Genomic DNA, 16,259 nt, shown 5'->3' with positions numbered 1-16,259 from the left:
CGTCGCGCGGGCCTCCTTGACGGTCACTATTCGCTCGGTGAATAGTGACACGGGTGTCCACCCCGCACCTGCTGCTCGGCCTCCTCGCCGCCGGCAACCGGCACGGCTACGAGCTGAAGCGCGCCCACGACGAGCGCCTGCCCCGCGCCCGGCCACTGGCCTTCGGGCAGGTCTACTCAACCCTCGGCCGGTTGCAGCGGGACGGCCTGGTGGCACCCGCCGGGCAGGAACGTGAGGGCGGTCCCGACCGCACCGCGTACTCGCTGACCGCCGACGGCCGGGCCGCGCTGGAGCGGTGGCTCGCCGAGGTCGAGCCGCCGATGCCGTACGTCGCCAGCACGCTCTTCGCCAAGGTGGTCGTGGCGCTGCTGGTGGCCGACGCGGACCGGGCCCGGTCCTACCTCGTCGCCCAGCGGCAGGCCCACACCGAGCGGCTGCGCGAGCTGACCGCGGTGAAGACGGCACCCTCGGCCAGCCTCGACGACATCGTCGCGGCCGACTTCGCCATCGCCCATCTCGACGCCGACCTGCGGTGGTTGCAGACCACCCTGGGCCGGGTCGCCGACTGGCACCGGGAGGTGCACTCGTGACGCGACTTCAGGCTCGCGGCGTGGTCAAGGCCTACGGGCGGACACCCGCGCTGCGCGGCGTCACGCTCGACGTCGCCGAGGGGGAGATCGTCGCCGTCACCGGCCCGAGCGGCTGCGGCAAGTCCACCCTGCTGCACTGCCTCGCCGGCATCCTGCGCCCGGACGCCGGCGAGGTGAGCTGGAACGGGCAGCGGATCGACACCTGGTCCGAGGCGGCACGGTCCAGGTTGCGGCGCACCGAGTTCGGGGTGCTCTTCCAGTTCGGCCAGCTCGTCGCCGAGCTGACCGCCGCCGAGAACGTCGCCCTTCCGCTGCTCCTCGCCGGCACCCGGCGGCGGGAGGCGCGGACGGCGGCGCTGTCCTGGATGGACCGGCTCGGCGTGGCCGACCTGGCCGACGTCCGGCCGGGCGAGATGTCCGGCGGGCAGCAGCAGCGCTGCGCGACGGCGCGGGCCCTGGTCACCGAGCCCCGGGTGCTCTTCGCCGACGAGCCGACCGGCGCGCTGGACACGCTCACCGGCGAGCAGGTGCTCGTCCAGCTGGTCCGGCTCGCCCGCGACCAGCGGACCACGGTCGTCCTGGTCACCCACGAGCCGCAGATCGCCGCGTACGCCGACCGCGAGGTCATCCTCCGCGACGGCATGGTCGACCACACCGGGCTCGGCCTCGACGCCCCGCTGCCGGGCAGCCGCCGGTGAGACCGTCGACGCTGGTACGCCTCGTCCTGGCCGGCACCCGCACCGACACCGTCCGGGTGGCGCTGACCGCGCTCAGCGCCGCCCTGGCCACCCTCGCCGCCCTGGCCGCGCTCACCGTGCTGGCCATCCCCACCCCGCCCGTCACCGACGGCAACGGCAGCCGCTGGTCCCAGCAGTACGCCAACCAGCTGCTCGTCGAGCCGGGGCTGCGCGGCGGCACGGCCTTCGCCCTGCTGCTGCTCATGATTCCCGTGCTGGCGTTGGCCGGGCAGTGCGCCCGGCTCGGCGCCCCGGCACGGGACCGCCGGCTGGCCGCGTTCCGGCTGGCCGGCGCCACCCCGGGCCAGGTGACCCGGATCGCCGTGCTGGAGACCGGCCTGGCGAGCCTGCTCGGCACGCTGGCCGGCGCGTCGGTCTACTTCGCCGGCCGCGAGCTGTTCGACCGGCCCGACGCCCGGGGCCGGCTCGTCCTCCCCACCGACGTGCTGCCCCCGGCGGGCGTGTTGGCGGCGGTGCTGGCGGGGCTGCCGGTCGTGGCGGCGCTGGCCACCGCGCTGATGCTGCGCCGGGTGAGCACGACCCCGTTCGGCGTGCTGCGTACGCACCGCCGGGAACGTGGCCCCCGGCCCTGGGCGGGCGTCCTCATCGGCGCGGGACTGGCCGCGTTCCTCGCCGTCGGACCGGTCACCCGCTGGTACGTCCGGCGCGGCGCCGACGGACCGTCGTGGCTGGTGCCGGCGCTGCTCGTCGGCGGCGGGCTGGCCGCGATGATCGGGGTGGTGGTCGGCACCGGCTGGATCTCCTGGATGACCGGGCGGGCGCTGCACCGCTACGCCCGGGGGCCGGCCGCGCTGCTCGCCGCCCGCCGGCTGATGGCCGACCCGTGGGCGGGCAGCCGCACCTTCGCCGCCCTGCTGGCGGCGGTGCTCCTCGGCGCGGGCGCGGCCGGGCTGCGGGCGTACTTCGTGGCGTCGGCCGAGCTCAGCCGGCGCGACGGGGCCGAAAGCACCAACGGCGACTTCTACCTGCGGACCATGGACCTGGTCGACCTGGCGGTGGCGGTGGCGGTGCTGGTCGCCGCCGGTGGGCTGGTCGTCGCGGTGGTGGAGGGGATCACCGCCCGGCGGCGCGCGTACGCGGCCCTGGTGGCGACCGGGGTGCCCCGGTCCACGCTCGGCCGGTCCATCGCCTGGCAGTCGCTGGCCCCCGCCGTGCCGGCGGTGGCGGTCGCGCTCGCCGTGGGCCTGCTGCTGGCCCGGGGGCTCTTCCGCGCGCCGACCAGCACGAACTACGACGAGGTCTGCGACGCCACCGCGCAGCTCTGCGCCGACCCCGCCACCCGGGCGCGCTACACGCGGGTCGTGGAGACCGCGAAGGTGACCGTGCCGCCTGACGTACCGCTGGAACAGCTGGCCCTGCTCGGGGCCGGCGCCCTGGCGGGGGTGCTGGTGACGGTCGGCGTGGGCCTGCTCTTCCTGCGCGCGGGCACGGCCGTAGAGGAGCTGCGCGCGACCTGAGCCGGCGTAACGCGGATCCCGTCGGCGGCGCTGTAGGCGACGGAGGCCCGCAACCGGGCCGGGCCGGGCGCGTCCACGCCCGGGGCTGTGCCAGGTGGCTGAGCAGCGGGAGACCATCACATGCACCACCAGTCCGGCGGGTCATCGCCGGTTTTCGTCGACCGGACCGGGCGCCGGCGCCGGCTTGCCGTCATCGCCGGCACCGCGATGGGCCTCGGCCTGCTCACGAGCCTCGGCCTGATCGCCGCCGGCCTGTTCATGGACACGTCGGTGCCGCTACCCGGCTGGTCGGACGACCGTCGGGCGCCGCTCGAAGCCGGGATCGACGGCCGCGACGGGGCCGACCGCCCGGCCCCGACCGGTGTGCGTCGGTCGACGGTGACCAGCACCTCGGCCCCGACGCCGACGGCCACCCGGTCCGCCGGATCCAGGTACGGCTCCGCCCCGGCCACCACCGGTCCCGCCCGGCCCGACCAGTCCGACCGACCGGGACAGGGCGACGAGCGGCGCGGCGCGAAGCCCAGCAGGTCCCCGGGAAAGCCGAGTTAGCGGGTGGCCCGTCACGTCGCGCGGCGTGACCCGCGCGCGCACTGGGTCCTGCTGCTGCTCGGGCTGGTGCTGCTGCTCGCCGCGCTCACCGTCAACGGCGTGGTGACCGGGCTGGCCGGCGGCTCCGGCAGGGCGGGGGCTCCACCACCCGGCGCGGCCGTGGCCGTGCCCAAGGACGTCGTCGCGGGCGGGCCGGTGCTGCGGCTGGACCGGGACCAGCCGGCCAGCCGCTTCATGCCCGACCGGACGATCGCGCTGACCTTCGACGACGGGCCGGACCCGCGATGGACGCCGCAGGTGCTCGACGCGCTGCGCCGGCACGACGCTCGCGCCACCTTCTTCGTGGTCGGCGCCCGCGTCAACGAGCACCCCGAACTGGTCCGGCGGATCCTCGCCGAGGGCCACGAGATCGGCTCCCACAGCTTCACCCACACCGACCTCGCCGCCGCGCAGGGCTGGCGGCGGGACCTGGAACTCTCGCTGACCCGCAAGGCGGTCGCCGCGGCGACGGGCCGCGAGGTCACCCTGCTGCGGCCGCCGTTCTCCTCCCACCCGTCCGCGCTGACCGGTCCGGAGTACGCGGCACTGCGCGCCGCCGCCGGCACTGGACACGTCGCGGTGCTCGCCGACCGGGACACCAGGGACTGGCAGCGGCCGGGCGTGCCGGCCATCGTCAAGGCCGCCAGCCCCGAGCGGGGGCGCGGCGCGGTGGTGCTGATGCACGACGGCGGTGGCGACCGGGCCCAGACGGTCGCCGCCCTGGACCGGCTGCTGCCCGGGCTGGCCCGGCAGGGATACCGGTTCACCACCGTCTCCGAAGGGATCGACGCGCCGGCCTCGATGGTGCCGGCGAGCGGCGGGAGCAGGCTCAGCGGCCACGCCCTGCGGTGGACCCAGGCCGGTGCCGGCTGGCTCGCCGGGGCGATGGACCTGCTGCTCGGGGTCGCGCTGGTGCTGGGCGTGGCCCGGCTGCTCGTGCAGGTGTGCTGCGCGCAGTCGCACGTGCGGCGGGTCCGCAGGGCGAGGCGGACGCCGCCGACGATCACCGCCCCGGTGTCGGTGATCGTGCCGGCCTACAACGAGGCCGCGAACATCGCCGCGACGGTCCGGTCGCTGATGGCCAGCGACTACCCGGCGCTGGAGGTGATCGTGGTCGACGACGGGTCCAGCGACGACACCGCCGGGATCGTCGAGCGGCTCGGCCTGCGCGGGGTGCGGGTCATCCGGCAGGCCAACGCCGGCAAGCCGGCGGCGCTGAACACCGGGATCCGGGCCGCCCGCGCCAACCTGCTGGTACTGGTCGACGGGGACACGGTCTTCCAGCCGGACACCGTGCACCGGCTGGTACAGGGCTTCGCCGATCCGACGGTGGGTGCGATCTCCGGCAACACCAAGGTCGCCAACCGGCGCCGGCTGCTCGGCCGCTGGCAGCACCTGGAGTACGTGATCGGCTTCAACCTCGACCGCCGGATGTACGACGTGCTGGAGTGCATGCCGACCATTCCCGGCGCGATCGGCGCGTTCCGCCGCGAGGTGCTGCTCGCCGTCGGCGGGGTGCCCGCGGACACCCTCGCCGAGGACACCGACCTCACGATGAAGGTGCTGCGGGCCGGCTGGCGGGTGGTCTACGAGGAGGCGGCGATCGCCTGGACGGAGGCGCCCTCGTCGCTGCGGCAACTCTGGCGGCAGCGCTACCGCTGGTGCTACGGCACCATGCAGGCGATGTGGAAGCACCGCCACGCGCTGCGCGAGTCGGGCGCCGGCGGCAAGCTCGGCCGGCGCGGGCTGCCGTACCTGACGGTGTTCCAGATCGTGCTGCCGCTGACCGCCCCCGCGGTGGACGTCTACGCCGTCTATGGCCTGATCTTCCTGCCCTGGTCGACGCTGGTGCTGGCCTGGGCGGGGCTGCTGCTCCTCCAGGCGTTCACCGCCGCGTACGCGCTGCGGCTGGACCGTGAGCGGCTCGGTCCGCTGTGGAGCCTGCCGTTCCAGCAACTGCTCTACCGGCAGGTGATGTACCTGGTGGTGGTGCAGTCGGTGGTCACCGCGCTGGTGGGCAACCGGCTGCGCTGGCAGCGGATGGTGCGTACCGGGGAGGCGGCCGCGCTGGTCGGGGCACAGGGACGGGCGCCCCTCTGACGCCCGGCGATGTCAGCCGGCGGTGAACAGGCCGGCGGAGAGCGCGAGCAGCGTCCCGGCGGCGGCCGAACAGCAGCACACCAGCAGGAACGCGACCACCGCGAGGATCGCCCAGACACGTCGGTCGCGCGCCGCCGCCCGCCACCCCGCCGCCGGTACGTCCCCGGCCGGCTCGTCGTCGTCCACCCCGTCGCCCCCGGTCACTCCGGCAGTCTAGGCACCGGCGGACGGGCCGCCGGGCGCCGGCGCCCGGACGGGTGAACGCGCAGCGGCCGACCCGCGCCTCCCGGGGCGGCAGGCCATCCTGGCGTCACCGGGACGTGTCCGTGCCAGCCCGGGCCGGAGTATCGGAGTACCGCTCATGCAGTTCACCAGCGAGGACTTCACGGTCAGCCACACGTCGAACCTCGACGCGAACAACGGCGCAGTGATCCAGTTGTTCGTCCGCTGGTTCAAACCCAACCTCCCGCCGGGCCGGGACCGCCAGCCGGTGCTCATGGTGCACGGCCGCAGCAGCCCGGGGCTCGTCTCGTTCGACCTGCGGTACGACGCGGGAGAGGGCAGGTACAGCTGGGCGAGGGAACTGGCGGAGGACGGGTTCGACGTCTTCGTCATGGACCTCCAGGGGATGGGAAGGTCGACCCGCCCGGTGCAGATGAACGACCCGTGCAACATCAACCCGCTCCAGCAGCACCTCCTGCTGCCCCGGGAACCGTGCGCGGCAAAGTATCCGAAGCAGCTCACCAACTCGGCGAGCGACTGGGCGGAACTCGGTAGCGTCGTCAACTGGATCCTGGGCCAGCCGGACATGCCATCCAAGATCGATCTGATCGGCTACTCGGCGGGTGCCTACGCGGTGGGACCGTTCGCCATGACGGTCGACCCCGCCAAGGTGGCCAGCCTCCTGCTGCTCGCACCGATCTTCGCGGTGACGGGCCCGTCGGCGCCGTCGACGCCGCTGCCGGTCAGCACCCCCTGCCCGGTGTACGGGTTCCCGATGCACATCCTGCACAGGACCGGCTTCAAGAAGTCGTGGGACAGCGAGGTCGACGTGGACCCCCGCTACCCGGGCCAGCGGGACGACGCCCACGACATCGTCGACGTGGTGTGGGACGCCTTCCTCGACAACGACCAGGTAGGTCGTACCTGGGGGCCCGGCGTCTCGCGGTTCCGCAACGCGTACTGGTGGGGCTGGAACCGGGAGCGGGTGACCGCCGACCGCACCAACCTCGGCGAGGAGGTGCCGGTGCTCGTCGTTTACGGGGAGAAGGACGCGACGGCCAACTTCCCGCCACTCAACTTCTCGGTCCCGGAGCTCTACCGGGCCATCCAGGGCCGGCGCAAACTGATGTACCGGCTGGACGGCACCGGGCACCTTGTCGTCTGGGAGCGCCAGCGCAAGTGGTTGCACACACTGTCCAGGAAGTGGCTGCGCAGCGCGCGGCACCCGAACCGGCCGTACAACGTCGACGGCAACACCACCGGGACGTTCGTAATCCCGTGGGAGGGCGACCCGGTCGAGATGGACTACACGTCAGGGCGGACGGAGCAGCCGCTCGCCGTCTCGCTCGAACCGATGTAGGACCGGCGACGCCCCGCGCGTCGGGCAGGATGGGGCGATGGAGCTGGTCTCGATCACCGACGTCCGGAACGCCGCCGCCGACATCGCGGGCACCGTGCTGCGTACCCCGCTGCTGCGGACCGGCTGGGACGCGGAGCTGTGGCTCAAACCGGAGAGCCTGCAACCGGTGGGGTCCTTCAAGCTGCGCGGCGCGACCCACGCGGTCGCCCGGCTGACGCCCGAGGAGCGGGCGCGCGGCGTGGTCACCCACTCGTCGGGCAACCACGGCCTGGCGCTGGCGTACGCGGCCCGGGCGGCCGACGTGCCGTGCCGGATCGTGGTGCCCGAGGGCGCCCCGGCGGCGAAGGTGGACCGGATCCGGGCGCTGGGCGTCGAGGTGCTGCTGGTGCCGCCCCCGCAGCGCGGCCCGGAGGCGGAGCGCATCGCGGCGACCACGGGCGCGGTGCTGGTGCCGCCGTTCGACGACCGGCGGATCGTCGCCGGGCAGGGCACGGTCGGGCTGGAGATCGTCGAGGACCTGCCCGACGTCGACGTGGTGCTGGTGCCCGTGGGCGGCGGCGGGCTCTCCTCCGGCGTCGCGACCGCCGTGACGGCGCTGCGGCCGGCGGCGACGGTGATCGGCGTCGAGCCGGAACTCGCCGCCGACGCCCGGGAGTCGCTGGCGGCCGGGTCGGTGGTGGTCTGGGGCGAGGAGCGCACCTACCGGACGATGGCCGACGGGCTGCGCCTGCCGCCGTCCGAGCTGACCCTCGCCCACCTGCGGGCCCGGCTCGACCGCATCGTCACGGTGACCGAGGAGGAGATCCGCGCCGCGATGGGCCGGCTGGTCCGGGATGCCCGCCTGGTGGTGGAGCCGAGCGGCGCGGTGGCCGTGGCCGCCCGGCTGTTCCGCGCCGCCGAGCTGCCGCCCGGCCGTACGGTCGCCGTCGTCACCGGCGGCAACGTCGACCCGGCGGTGCTGGCGGGCGTGCTGGGCTGAACGGGCGCCGGGAAGGACCCTCGTCGGCGAGGGCCCTTCCCGACCCCGTTCAGGCGCGGCCGAGGCGGTCGAGGATCCAGGCGTTGACGAACGCCTCCTCGCGCCAGGAGTCGTAACGGCCGCTGGGGCCGCCGTGGCCGGCGCCCATCTCGGTCTTCAGCAGGTAGTCGCCCTGCGGGGCGACCGCCCGCAGCCGGGCGACCCACTTCGCCGGCTCGTGGTAGAGCACCCGGGTGTCGTTGAGGCTGGTCACCGCGAGGATCGCCGGATAGTCCACCGCACGCACGTTCTCGTACGGCGTGTAGGACTTCATGTACGCGTAGACCTCCGGGTCGGCCAGCGGGTTGCCCCACTCCTCCCACTCGGTGACGGTCAGCGGCAGCGACGGGTCGAGGATCGAGGTGAGCGCGTCCACGAAGGGCACCTGCGCGACGATCCCGGCGAACGCGTCCGGGGCGATGTTGGCGACCGCGCCCATCAGCAGCCCGCCGGCCGAGGCGCCCCGGGCCACGAGCCGGTCGCTGGTCGTCCAGCCCGCCTTGACCAGGTGCCGGGCACAGGCGACGAAGTCGGTGAACGTGTTCTTCTTGGCCAGCAGCTTGCCCTGGTCGTACCAGCGGCGGCCCAGCTCGCCGCCGCCGCGGATGTGCGCCACGGCGTAGATGACGCCCCGGTCCAGCAGGGAGAGCCGGGCGACGGAGAACCACGGGTCCATGCTCGCCTCGTACGAGCCGTAGCCGTAGATCACGCAGGGGGCGGAGCCGTCCTTCGGCGTGCCGGCCCGGCAGACCAGCGAGATCGGCACCCGGGTCCCGTCGTCGGCGAGCGCCCAGTCGCGGTGCTGCTCGTAGTCGCCCGGGTCGTACGCCCGCCCGTCCGGCCCGGGCTTCACCGGCTTCTGCCGGCGCAGCACCATCTGCCGGGTGACCAGGTCGTAGTCGTAGACCGAGTCGGGCGTGACCAGCGAGGTGTAGCCCAGCCGGATCTGCCCGGTGCGGTACTCCGGGTTGCCCTGCAGGCCGACGCTGTAGAGCGGCTCCGGGAAGTCGATGTCGTACGCGTCGCCGCCGCCGACGGGCAGCACCCGCAGCCCGGTCAGCCCGTTGGTGCGCAGCGAGACGACCAGGTGGTCGGCGAAGGCGTCCACCGCCTCCAGCCGGGTGCCGGGCGAGTGCTCGATGAGCGGCACCCAGTCGCCGGGCGCGTCCGCCGACGTGTAGGCCAGCGCGAAGTCCTCCGCGCCGTCGTTGTGCAGGATCAGGAAGCGGTGCCCGTGGTGCTCGACGGTGTACTCCACGCCCTGCCGCCGGGGCGCCACGGACGCCGGCGCGCCGGTCGGGTTGCCGGCCGGGATCACCAGCACCTCGCTGGTGATCTTGCTGTGCACGTCGATGAGGATGAACCGCTCCGAACGGGTCAGCTCCACGCCGACCCAGAACCGCTCGTCGTCCTCCTGGTAGACCACCACGTCCTCGGTGGACGCCGTGCCCAGGGTGTGTCGCCAGACCCGGTTCGGGCGCCACGTCTCGTCCACCGTCACGTAGAACAGCACGGAGGCGTCGGCGGACCAGGCGGTGCCGTAGAACGTGTCGGGCACCTCGTCGGGCAGCAGCTCGCCGGTGGAGAGGTCCTTGACCCGCAGCGTGAACCGCTCGTCGCCGGAGAAGTCCGTGGAGTAGGCCAGCCACCGCCCGTCCGGGCTGACGTCGAACGCGCCGAGCGCGAAGAAGTCGTGCCCCTCGGCGAGCAGGTTGCCGTCGAGCAGCACCTCCTCGCCGTCGAGCGGCGCGCCGTCCGCGCTGACCGGCGGCTCGGTCTCGCCGTCCCGGACCGCCCGGCGGCACTGCACGCCGTACTGCTGGCCCTCGACCGTTCTGGTGTAGTACCAGTAGCCGCCCTTGCGGCCGGGGACCGACAGGTCGGTCTCCTGGGTGCGCCGGCGGATCTCCTCGAACAGGTCGGCGCGCAGCCCTTCGAGATGCGCCGTCCGGGCCGCGGTGTACGCGTTCTCGGCGGTCAGGTAGGCGATCGTCTCCGGGTCGTCCTTGGCGGTGAGCCAGGCGTACTCGTCGACGACGGTGTCGCCGTGGTGGGTGCGCTCGCTGGGCACCCGCTTCGCCGTGGGCGCGGGGGTCTCGGTGGTCACGGCGCCACGTTACCGGCCGCGCGCCGCCCGACGCGCGGCCTCGTCGGCGACCCGCCGTCACACCTTTCGAACATGTGTACGATGGCCGGCATGGCGGCTGCAGCGAGTTCCACCGACCGGCCCGGAGCCCTCGACATCACCCGGCGGTTGACCGAGATCTGCGGCCCGCCGTTCGCCCGCTTCGCCGGCCCCGCCGACGAGGTGGCCGGCCGCCCGGCCCGCTGGGTGGCCGTCCCGGGCGGTGCGCACGCTGCGGCCGAGGTGCTGCGGCTCGCCGCCCGGCACGACCTGACGGTGGTGCCACGCGGCGCCGGCACGAAGATCGACTGGGGTGCCGCCCCCGACCGGGTCGACATCATGCTCGACACCGGCCGGCTCGCCGGGATCGGGCACGAGCCGGTCGGCGCGCCCACCACCGAGGTCGGGGCGGGCACCCCGCTGCGCGCGGTGCAGGCCACTCTGGACCGCACCGGGCAGCGCCTGGCGCTCGACGCCCCCTCGCCCGGCGCCACCCTCGGCGGCGTGCTCGCCGCCGGCGAGGCGGGGCCGCTGCGGCACCGCCACGGCAGCCCCTGCGACCAGCTCGTCCGGGTGCGCTACCTCGACGCCGACGGCGAACTCGTCGACGCCGGGGGCGGCGCCGCCGGCCTGGAGCTGGCCCGGCTGCTCTGCGGCTCGCAGGGGGCGCTCGGCGTGCTGGTCTCCGCGACCCTGCGGGTGCAGGCCGTCCCGGCCGGCCGGATCTGGGTCAGCCGACCGGTGTGGACCCCGCTGGAGGTGCACGACCTGATCCGCACCGTGCTCGCCGCGCGCCTCGACCCGGCGGCGGTCGAGCTGGACCTGCCGGCCGGCGCGGGACCCCGGCCGCGCCAGGGCAGCCGGGCCGCCGCGATGGCCGCGCACCCGTCCATGGCGGGGCGCGTCCGCGGCGGCCCGGCCGGTGCCGGGCGGCTGGTGGTGCTGCTGGAGGGCGGCCCGGCCGACGTCGCCGAGCGCGCCGACCGGCTCGTCGCGCTCCTCGGCCCGGGCACGGCCGTCAGCCACGCCGCGCCCGAGTGGTGGCGGCGCTACCCGTTCGGCCCCGGCGACACGGCGCTGCGGATCGAGGTGCCGATCGCCGACCTGCACGCCGCCGTCTACGCGCTGCGGGACGCCGCCGGCGGCCCCGTCCCGGTGCGCGGCTCCGCCGGCCTCGGCGTGGTGCACGCGGCCCTGCCCGGCGCCATGTCGCCCGACCGGGTGGCGTCGATCCTGGCCGCCGTCCGTGGCGTGCTCCTCGCCCGGCAGGGCCGGTGCGTGGTGGTCTCCGCGCCGCCGGCCGTCCGGCGGGCCGTCGACCTGTGGGGCGAGCTGGCCGGGCTGGCCCGGCTGCGCGCGGCCAAGGAGCACCTCGACCCGCACCACCGCCTCGCCCCGGGCCGCCTGCCCGGCGGCCTCTGACCGTCCGGGCAGCTAGCGGCGCGAGCGCGGCGGGGAGCGGCCGGGGTCGCGCGCGGCTCAGTCCATCCACCATCGGTGCAGGTCGGCGCCGATCGGCGTGAAGCGGCTCGCGGCCACGATCACCGCGCCCACGGTCAGGGCGAGCAGCATCCGCCACGTGCGGCGGGACATCGCCGACCGGTCCCGGGCCAGCAGCACCACGGCGTGGACCGCCAGCAGCGGCCCGGCGACCAGGCCGGCGAGGTAGAGCAGCGACACCGCGCCGTACAGCCAGGTGAGGGGGTTCGCCCCGCCCAGGCCGAACGGCACCAGATCCTTCGGGTCGTACGCCCCGCTGCGCATCTCCTCGGGGCCGACCCCGGCGGCGACCATCCGGCCGATCCAGAGCGTGAGGACGACGACGAAGGCGGCGGTGAGCGCCGACTGGGCGGCGACGACGCTGCGCAGCAGCGGCGGACGCTCGGCGGCTCCATGGACGGTGCTCGACATGCGGTCAACCTAGCGAACTGGCCCGGTGGCGCCGGCCGGCCCGAAGAAGTGTCCGCTCGACCGGCCGTCCGTAGCGGTGCCCGCCGGCGTGGTCGTCCGACCGGATCGCGCGGCACCGGGGCGAGCTGTCGGAGCCGGCCCGCGCGTGTCGGCCTGTGGCGTCGACGCCGCACGGTGCCGCGACCCGTGCCGGCGCTGACACCGGCCCTCAGGTGACGTCGTTGCGGAGCACCAGGATGGCGATGTCGTCGCGGGGCGCCTCGATCGAGAAGCCGATCGCCGTCGAGCGGAGCCGGGCCGCGATCACGTCGGCCGGGTAGCCGGCCAGCGGGGCGGCGGCGTCGCGCAGCCGGTCGGTGCCGAACAGCTCCCGGCCGCGCCGCCGCTCGGTGACCCCGTCGGTGTAGAAGACCAGCGAGTCGCCCGGGTCGAGCGGCACCTCCGCCGTCGGGGAGGCGATCGAGTCGAGCAGGCCGAGCGCGGTGCCCCCGGTGCCGACGAAGCGCGCCCCGCCGCCGGCGGGCAGCAGCACCGGCCGGTCGTGGCCGGCGAGGTGCAGGGAGACGTCGAGCTGGTCGCCGTCGCCGGGGCCGACCGCCGCCAGGGCCAGCGTGCAGTAGCGCCCACCGCCCCGCTCGATCAGCGTCTCGTTGACCCGGGCCAGCGCCTCCGGCAGCGGCTTGCCGTCGCCCACCAGCACCCGGATGACGTCGCGGACCAGGCCGGTGACCGTCGCCGCCTGCACCCCCTTGCCCGAGACGTCGCCGATCACCACCAGCCAGCGGCCGTCCGGCAGGGGCACCACGTCGTAGAAGTCGCCGCCGACGTCGACGTCGCCGCCGGTCGGGACGTACTCGGCGGCGAAGCCGATGCCCTCGACCACGGGCAGCACCGGCGGCAGCAGCGACTGCTGGAGGGTGTGCGCGACGCGCCGGCGCTCGGCGTGGATCCGGGCGTTCTCGATCGCCAGCGCCGCCCGCCGGGCGACGTCCTCCAGCACGGCGACCTCGTCCGGGTCGTGCCGGTGCCGCTGGTGCCGGCCGACGGCCAGCGTGCCCAGCCGCTGCCCCCGCGCGATCAACGGGACGGCGAAGCCCTCCATCGGCGCGCCGAGCGGCATCTGGGTGCCGTTGCGGGACGCCTCACGCAGCCGGGCCTGGACCGAGTCCGGGCCGGTCTCCGCGAGCACCTGGTGCAGCTGGGGCAGCACCGACTCGTCGGCGTGGCTGGCCGCCGCGAGGCGGAGCCGGCCCCACTCGTCGGTCGTGTGCACCGCGCACCACTGCCCGAGCCGGGGCACCACGAGCTGGGGGACGAGCGCCATGGTCAACTCGACGTCCAGCGACTGCGCGAGCAGCTCGCTCGCCTCGGCGAGGAAGGTCAGCCAGGCCTGCCGGCGGACGTCCGCCCGGCGCAGCCGGTCGTTCTCCAGGTGCAGCGAGAGCCGCTCGGCCATCAGCACGGCCAGCGGTCGCGCGTACGCCGACGGTGCCGCGTCCAGCTCCAGTTCGCCGACGTACGGCCGGTGCACGGCCAGCGCCACCCGGAGCAGCTCGTTGCCGGGCCGGGGCTGGCGACCGTACCGGGCCAGCACCTGGGTGCCCTGCCCGTCGCCCCGGTCCAGCCGCACGACCCCGCCCGCCGCGCCGACCATCTCCGCCACCCGGGTGAGCAGGCTGGTCGCGAAGTCGGGCAGCGGGTCCTCGGCGTACGGGTCGGGGGTGGTCTGCATCAGCTCGCTCATGGCCCCGGCGCTCGGCGCGGAACTCTCCGTGGTCGCCGGTGCCCCGCCCCCGGCGGTCGCCGCGGCGGGCACCCCGGGGTGCCGGGCGGCCGTGGCCGGGCCGGGCAGGTCCAGCCGGAACCACACCCCCTTGCCGGTGGGCAGGTAGGTGGTGCCCCAGCGGCTGGCGAAGTGGTCGACCAGCAGCAGCCCTCGGCCGCGCTCGGAGACCTCGTCGATGTCGGTGGCGTCGTTGCGTACCCCGACGGTCAGCTCCTCCACCGGGCCGGCAGCGAAGTCGGACACGGTGACGGTGATCCCGACCGGGTCGGCGACCACCTCGACGTCCAGCTCGGTGCGGGCGTGCTCCACCGCGTTGGTGGAGAGTTCGGTGGTGAGCAGCATGGCCTCGTTGGCCAGTTCGTCCAGGTGGGCCTCGGTGAGGACGGACCGCACGAGGGCCCGCGCCGCGGCTGGCGTACGCCGGTCTGCGGGGAGCCGGACGCGCCGGACGTGCTCGTCTCGGCCCCTGGTCGCCGCGGGCCCCGCCTCCGCTGACACCCCCGTATCCTCCACCGCCACCCGCGCGGGTGCCAAGCCGATCCCCGTACGGGCGCCCCGCCCCCCGCCCTCCCGCCTCGTCGATCTTGCAGTTGTGGTGGGCGGTCGGCGACGTTCGACCCGTTTCGTCGGGCATCACGACTGCATGATCGGCCCTCGGGGCGTGGCCCGGCCCGGCACGGTGGGGGTAGTTCGGAGAGAGGTGGGTCGGGCGCGTGGACGTGGTGCGGACGAGGCCACGGGCACAATGGTGGGATGGCCGGTGTCGGCAGGAGCCGGTGGCCCCGAGCTGAGCGAGGAATGATGACCACGAAACAGTCGGCGACCGTGGACCAGTCCGCGCCCGACCACGAGGCGCTCCTCGGCGAGCTGACCGAGGCGCTGCGGCGGGTGCGTCGGGGCGACCTGAAGGTCCGGCTGCCCCGCCGGGCGGGCCGGGCCGGCGAGGTCGCGGACGCCTTCAACGAGGTCGTGTCGCTCCAGGAACGGCAGTACCTCGACCTGCGGCGGATCAGCCGGATCGTCGGCCGGGACGGCCGGCTCACCGAGCGCCTGGACGACGAGGGCCTGGACGGCTCCTGGGCCGAGGGGCAGCGGGCGGTCAACTCGCTGATCGACGACCTGGGCCGGCCGACCACCGAGATCGCCCGGGTCATCGTCGCGGTGGCCGACGGCGACCTCTCGCAGCACATGGCCCTGGAGATCGACGGCCGGCCGCTGCGCGGTGAGTACCTGCGGATCGGCCGCACGGTCAACACGATGGTCGACCAGCTCTCGTCCTTCTCGAACGAGGTCACTCGGGTCGCCCGGGAGGTGGGCACCGAGGGCAAGCTCGGCGGCCAGGCCGACGTGCGCGGCGTCGCCGGCACCTGGAAGGACCTCACCGACTCGGTGAACACCATGGCGTCGAACCTGACCGGTCAGGTGCGGTCGATCTCCCAGGTGGCGACGGCGGTGGCCAAGGGCGACCTGTCGCAGAAGATCACGGTCAGCGCACGCGGCGAGGTCGCCGAGCTGGCCGACACGATGAACTACCTCACCGACACCCTGCGGCTCTTCGCCGAGCAGGTCACCCGGGTGGCCCGGGAGGTGGGCACCGAGGGCAAGCTCGGCGGGCAGGCCGAGGTGCCGAACGTGGCCGGCACCTGGAAGGACCTGACCGACAGCGTCAACTCGATGGCGTCGAACCTGACCGCCCAGGTCCGTAACATCGCCCAGGTCTCCACGGCGGTGGCCCGGGGCGACCTGTCGCAGAAGATCACCGTGGCGGCGCAGGGCGAGATCCTGGAGCTGAAGGACACCGTCAACACGATGGTGGACCAGCTGTCGTCGTTCGCCGACGAGGTGACCCGGGTGGCCCGCGAGGTCGGCATCGAGGGCAAGCTCGGCGGCCAGGCCCAGGTGCGCGGCGTCTCCGGCACCTGGCGCGACCTGACCGAGAACGTCAACCAGCTCGCCGGCAACCTGACCAGCCAGGTGCGCAACATCTCCCAGGTCTCCACCGCCGTGGCGAAGGGCGACCTGTCGCAGAAGATCACGGTCGACGCCCAGGGCGAGATCCTGGAGCTGAAGAACACCGTCAACACGATGGTGGACCAGCTGTCGTCGTTCGCCGACGAGGTGACGCGCGTCGCGCGCGAGGTGGGCACGGAGGGCAAGCTGGGCGGGCAGGCCCAGGTCAAGGGCGTCTCGGGTACGTGGCGGGACCTGACGGACAACGTGAACTCGATGGCGTCGAACCTGACGTCGCAGGTGCGCAACATCGCCTCGGTCACCACGGCGGTGGCGAAGGGCGACCTGTCGCAGAAGATCACCGTGGACGCCCGGGGCGAGATCCTGGAGTTGA

13 protein-coding genes are annotated in these 16,259 nt (G+C 74.7%); 9 read left to right on the top strand and 4 right to left on the bottom strand.

The window, feature by feature from the left end; genetic code table 11:
- The first annotated feature begins 53 nt into the window (after positions 1–53).
- The 5 genes from ACLQ22_RS20480 (at position 54) to ACLQ22_RS20460 (ending at position 5,493) form a co-directional block, all read left to right on the top strand.
- On the top strand, positions 54–590 hold the full coding sequence (locus ACLQ22_RS20480) for a PadR family transcriptional regulator (RefSeq protein WP_425693701.1): 537 nt from the start codon (positions 54–56) through the stop codon (positions 588–590).
- Complete coding sequence (locus ACLQ22_RS20475) at positions 587–1,288, top strand: ABC transporter ATP-binding protein (RefSeq protein ID WP_425693700.1); 702 nt, start codon at positions 587–589, stop codon at positions 1,286–1,288. Before ACLQ22_RS20480 ends, ACLQ22_RS20475 begins: the two co-directional genes overlap by 4 nt.
- Positions 1,285–2,805, top strand: coding sequence for an FtsX-like permease family protein (locus ACLQ22_RS20470; RefSeq protein WP_425693699.1), 1,521 nt, complete (start codon positions 1,285–1,287; stop codon positions 2,803–2,805). The genes ACLQ22_RS20475 and ACLQ22_RS20470 overlap by 4 nt, the downstream gene beginning before the upstream one ends.
- Positions 2,806–2,925: 120 nt before the next feature.
- Entirely contained in the window at positions 2,926–3,354 is a 429-nt protein-coding gene (locus tag ACLQ22_RS20465; RefSeq protein ID WP_425693698.1) for a hypothetical protein, read from the top strand.
- 3 nt (positions 3,355–3,357) lie between these two features.
- Positions 3,358–5,493: a bifunctional polysaccharide deacetylase/glycosyltransferase family 2 protein gene (locus tag ACLQ22_RS20460; RefSeq protein WP_425693697.1), complete on the top strand. Its 2,136-nt coding sequence runs from the start codon at positions 3,358–3,360 to the stop codon at positions 5,491–5,493.
- Positions 5,494–5,505: 12 nt separating this feature from the next.
- Here ACLQ22_RS20460 and ACLQ22_RS20455 read toward each other — a convergent pair whose 3' ends face one another.
- The gene (locus ACLQ22_RS20455) at positions 5,506–5,697 is read right to left on the bottom strand and encodes a hypothetical protein (protein ID WP_425693696.1); all 192 of its coding nucleotides are present in this window, start codon (positions 5,695–5,697) and stop codon (positions 5,506–5,508) included.
- 157 nt (positions 5,698–5,854) lie between these two features.
- On the opposite strand from ACLQ22_RS20455, the gene ACLQ22_RS20450 reads away from it, so the two are divergent.
- Positions 5,855–7,075: an alpha/beta hydrolase gene (locus ACLQ22_RS20450; RefSeq protein ID WP_425693695.1), complete on the top strand. Its 1,221-nt coding sequence runs from the start codon at positions 5,855–5,857 to the stop codon at positions 7,073–7,075.
- A 37-nt stretch (positions 7,076–7,112) separates the two neighbouring features.
- Entirely contained in the window at positions 7,113–8,054 is a 942-nt protein-coding gene (locus ACLQ22_RS20445) for a threonine ammonia-lyase (protein ID WP_425693694.1), read from the top strand.
- A 49-nt stretch (positions 8,055–8,103) separates the two neighbouring features.
- On the opposite strand, the gene ACLQ22_RS20440 is transcribed toward ACLQ22_RS20445, so the two are convergent.
- The gene (locus tag ACLQ22_RS20440) at positions 8,104–10,200 is read right to left on the bottom strand and encodes a S9 family peptidase (protein WP_425693693.1); all 2,097 of its coding nucleotides are present in this window, start codon (positions 10,198–10,200) and stop codon (positions 8,104–8,106) included.
- A 90-nt stretch (positions 10,201–10,290) separates the two neighbouring features.
- Here ACLQ22_RS20440 and ACLQ22_RS20435 point away from each other — a divergent pair, with 90 nt between their 5' ends.
- The gene (locus ACLQ22_RS20435) at positions 10,291–11,640 is read left to right on the top strand and encodes an FAD-binding oxidoreductase (protein ID WP_425693692.1); all 1,350 of its coding nucleotides are present in this window, start codon (positions 10,291–10,293) and stop codon (positions 11,638–11,640) included.
- Between the two features lie 57 nt (positions 11,641–11,697).
- Here ACLQ22_RS20435 and ACLQ22_RS20430 read toward each other — a convergent pair whose 3' ends face one another.
- Complete coding sequence (locus ACLQ22_RS20430; protein ID WP_425693691.1) at positions 11,698–12,129, bottom strand: hypothetical protein; 432 nt, start codon at positions 12,127–12,129, stop codon at positions 11,698–11,700.
- A 208-nt stretch (positions 12,130–12,337) separates the two neighbouring features.
- Positions 12,338–14,413 carry a SpoIIE family protein phosphatase gene (locus ACLQ22_RS20425; protein WP_425693690.1) on the bottom strand — a complete coding sequence of 692 codons (2,076 nt, stop codon included), beginning with the start codon at positions 14,411–14,413 and terminating at the stop codon, positions 12,338–12,340.
- 300 nt (positions 14,414–14,713) lie between these two features.
- On the opposite strand from ACLQ22_RS20425, the gene ACLQ22_RS20420 reads away from it, so the two are divergent.
- A partial coding sequence (locus tag ACLQ22_RS20420; protein ID WP_425693689.1) for a HAMP domain-containing protein occupies positions 14,714–16,259 on the top strand: 1,546 nt, incomplete at its 3' end.

The organism is Micromonospora sp. DT178 (assembly GCF_049841695.1).
In the GTDB taxonomy this organism is placed as follows: Bacteria; Actinomycetota; Actinomycetes; order Mycobacteriales; family Micromonosporaceae; genus Micromonospora.
The sequence above is the reverse complement of the archived record's forward strand: the minus strand, read 5'-3'. Positions and strand labels throughout refer to the sequence as shown.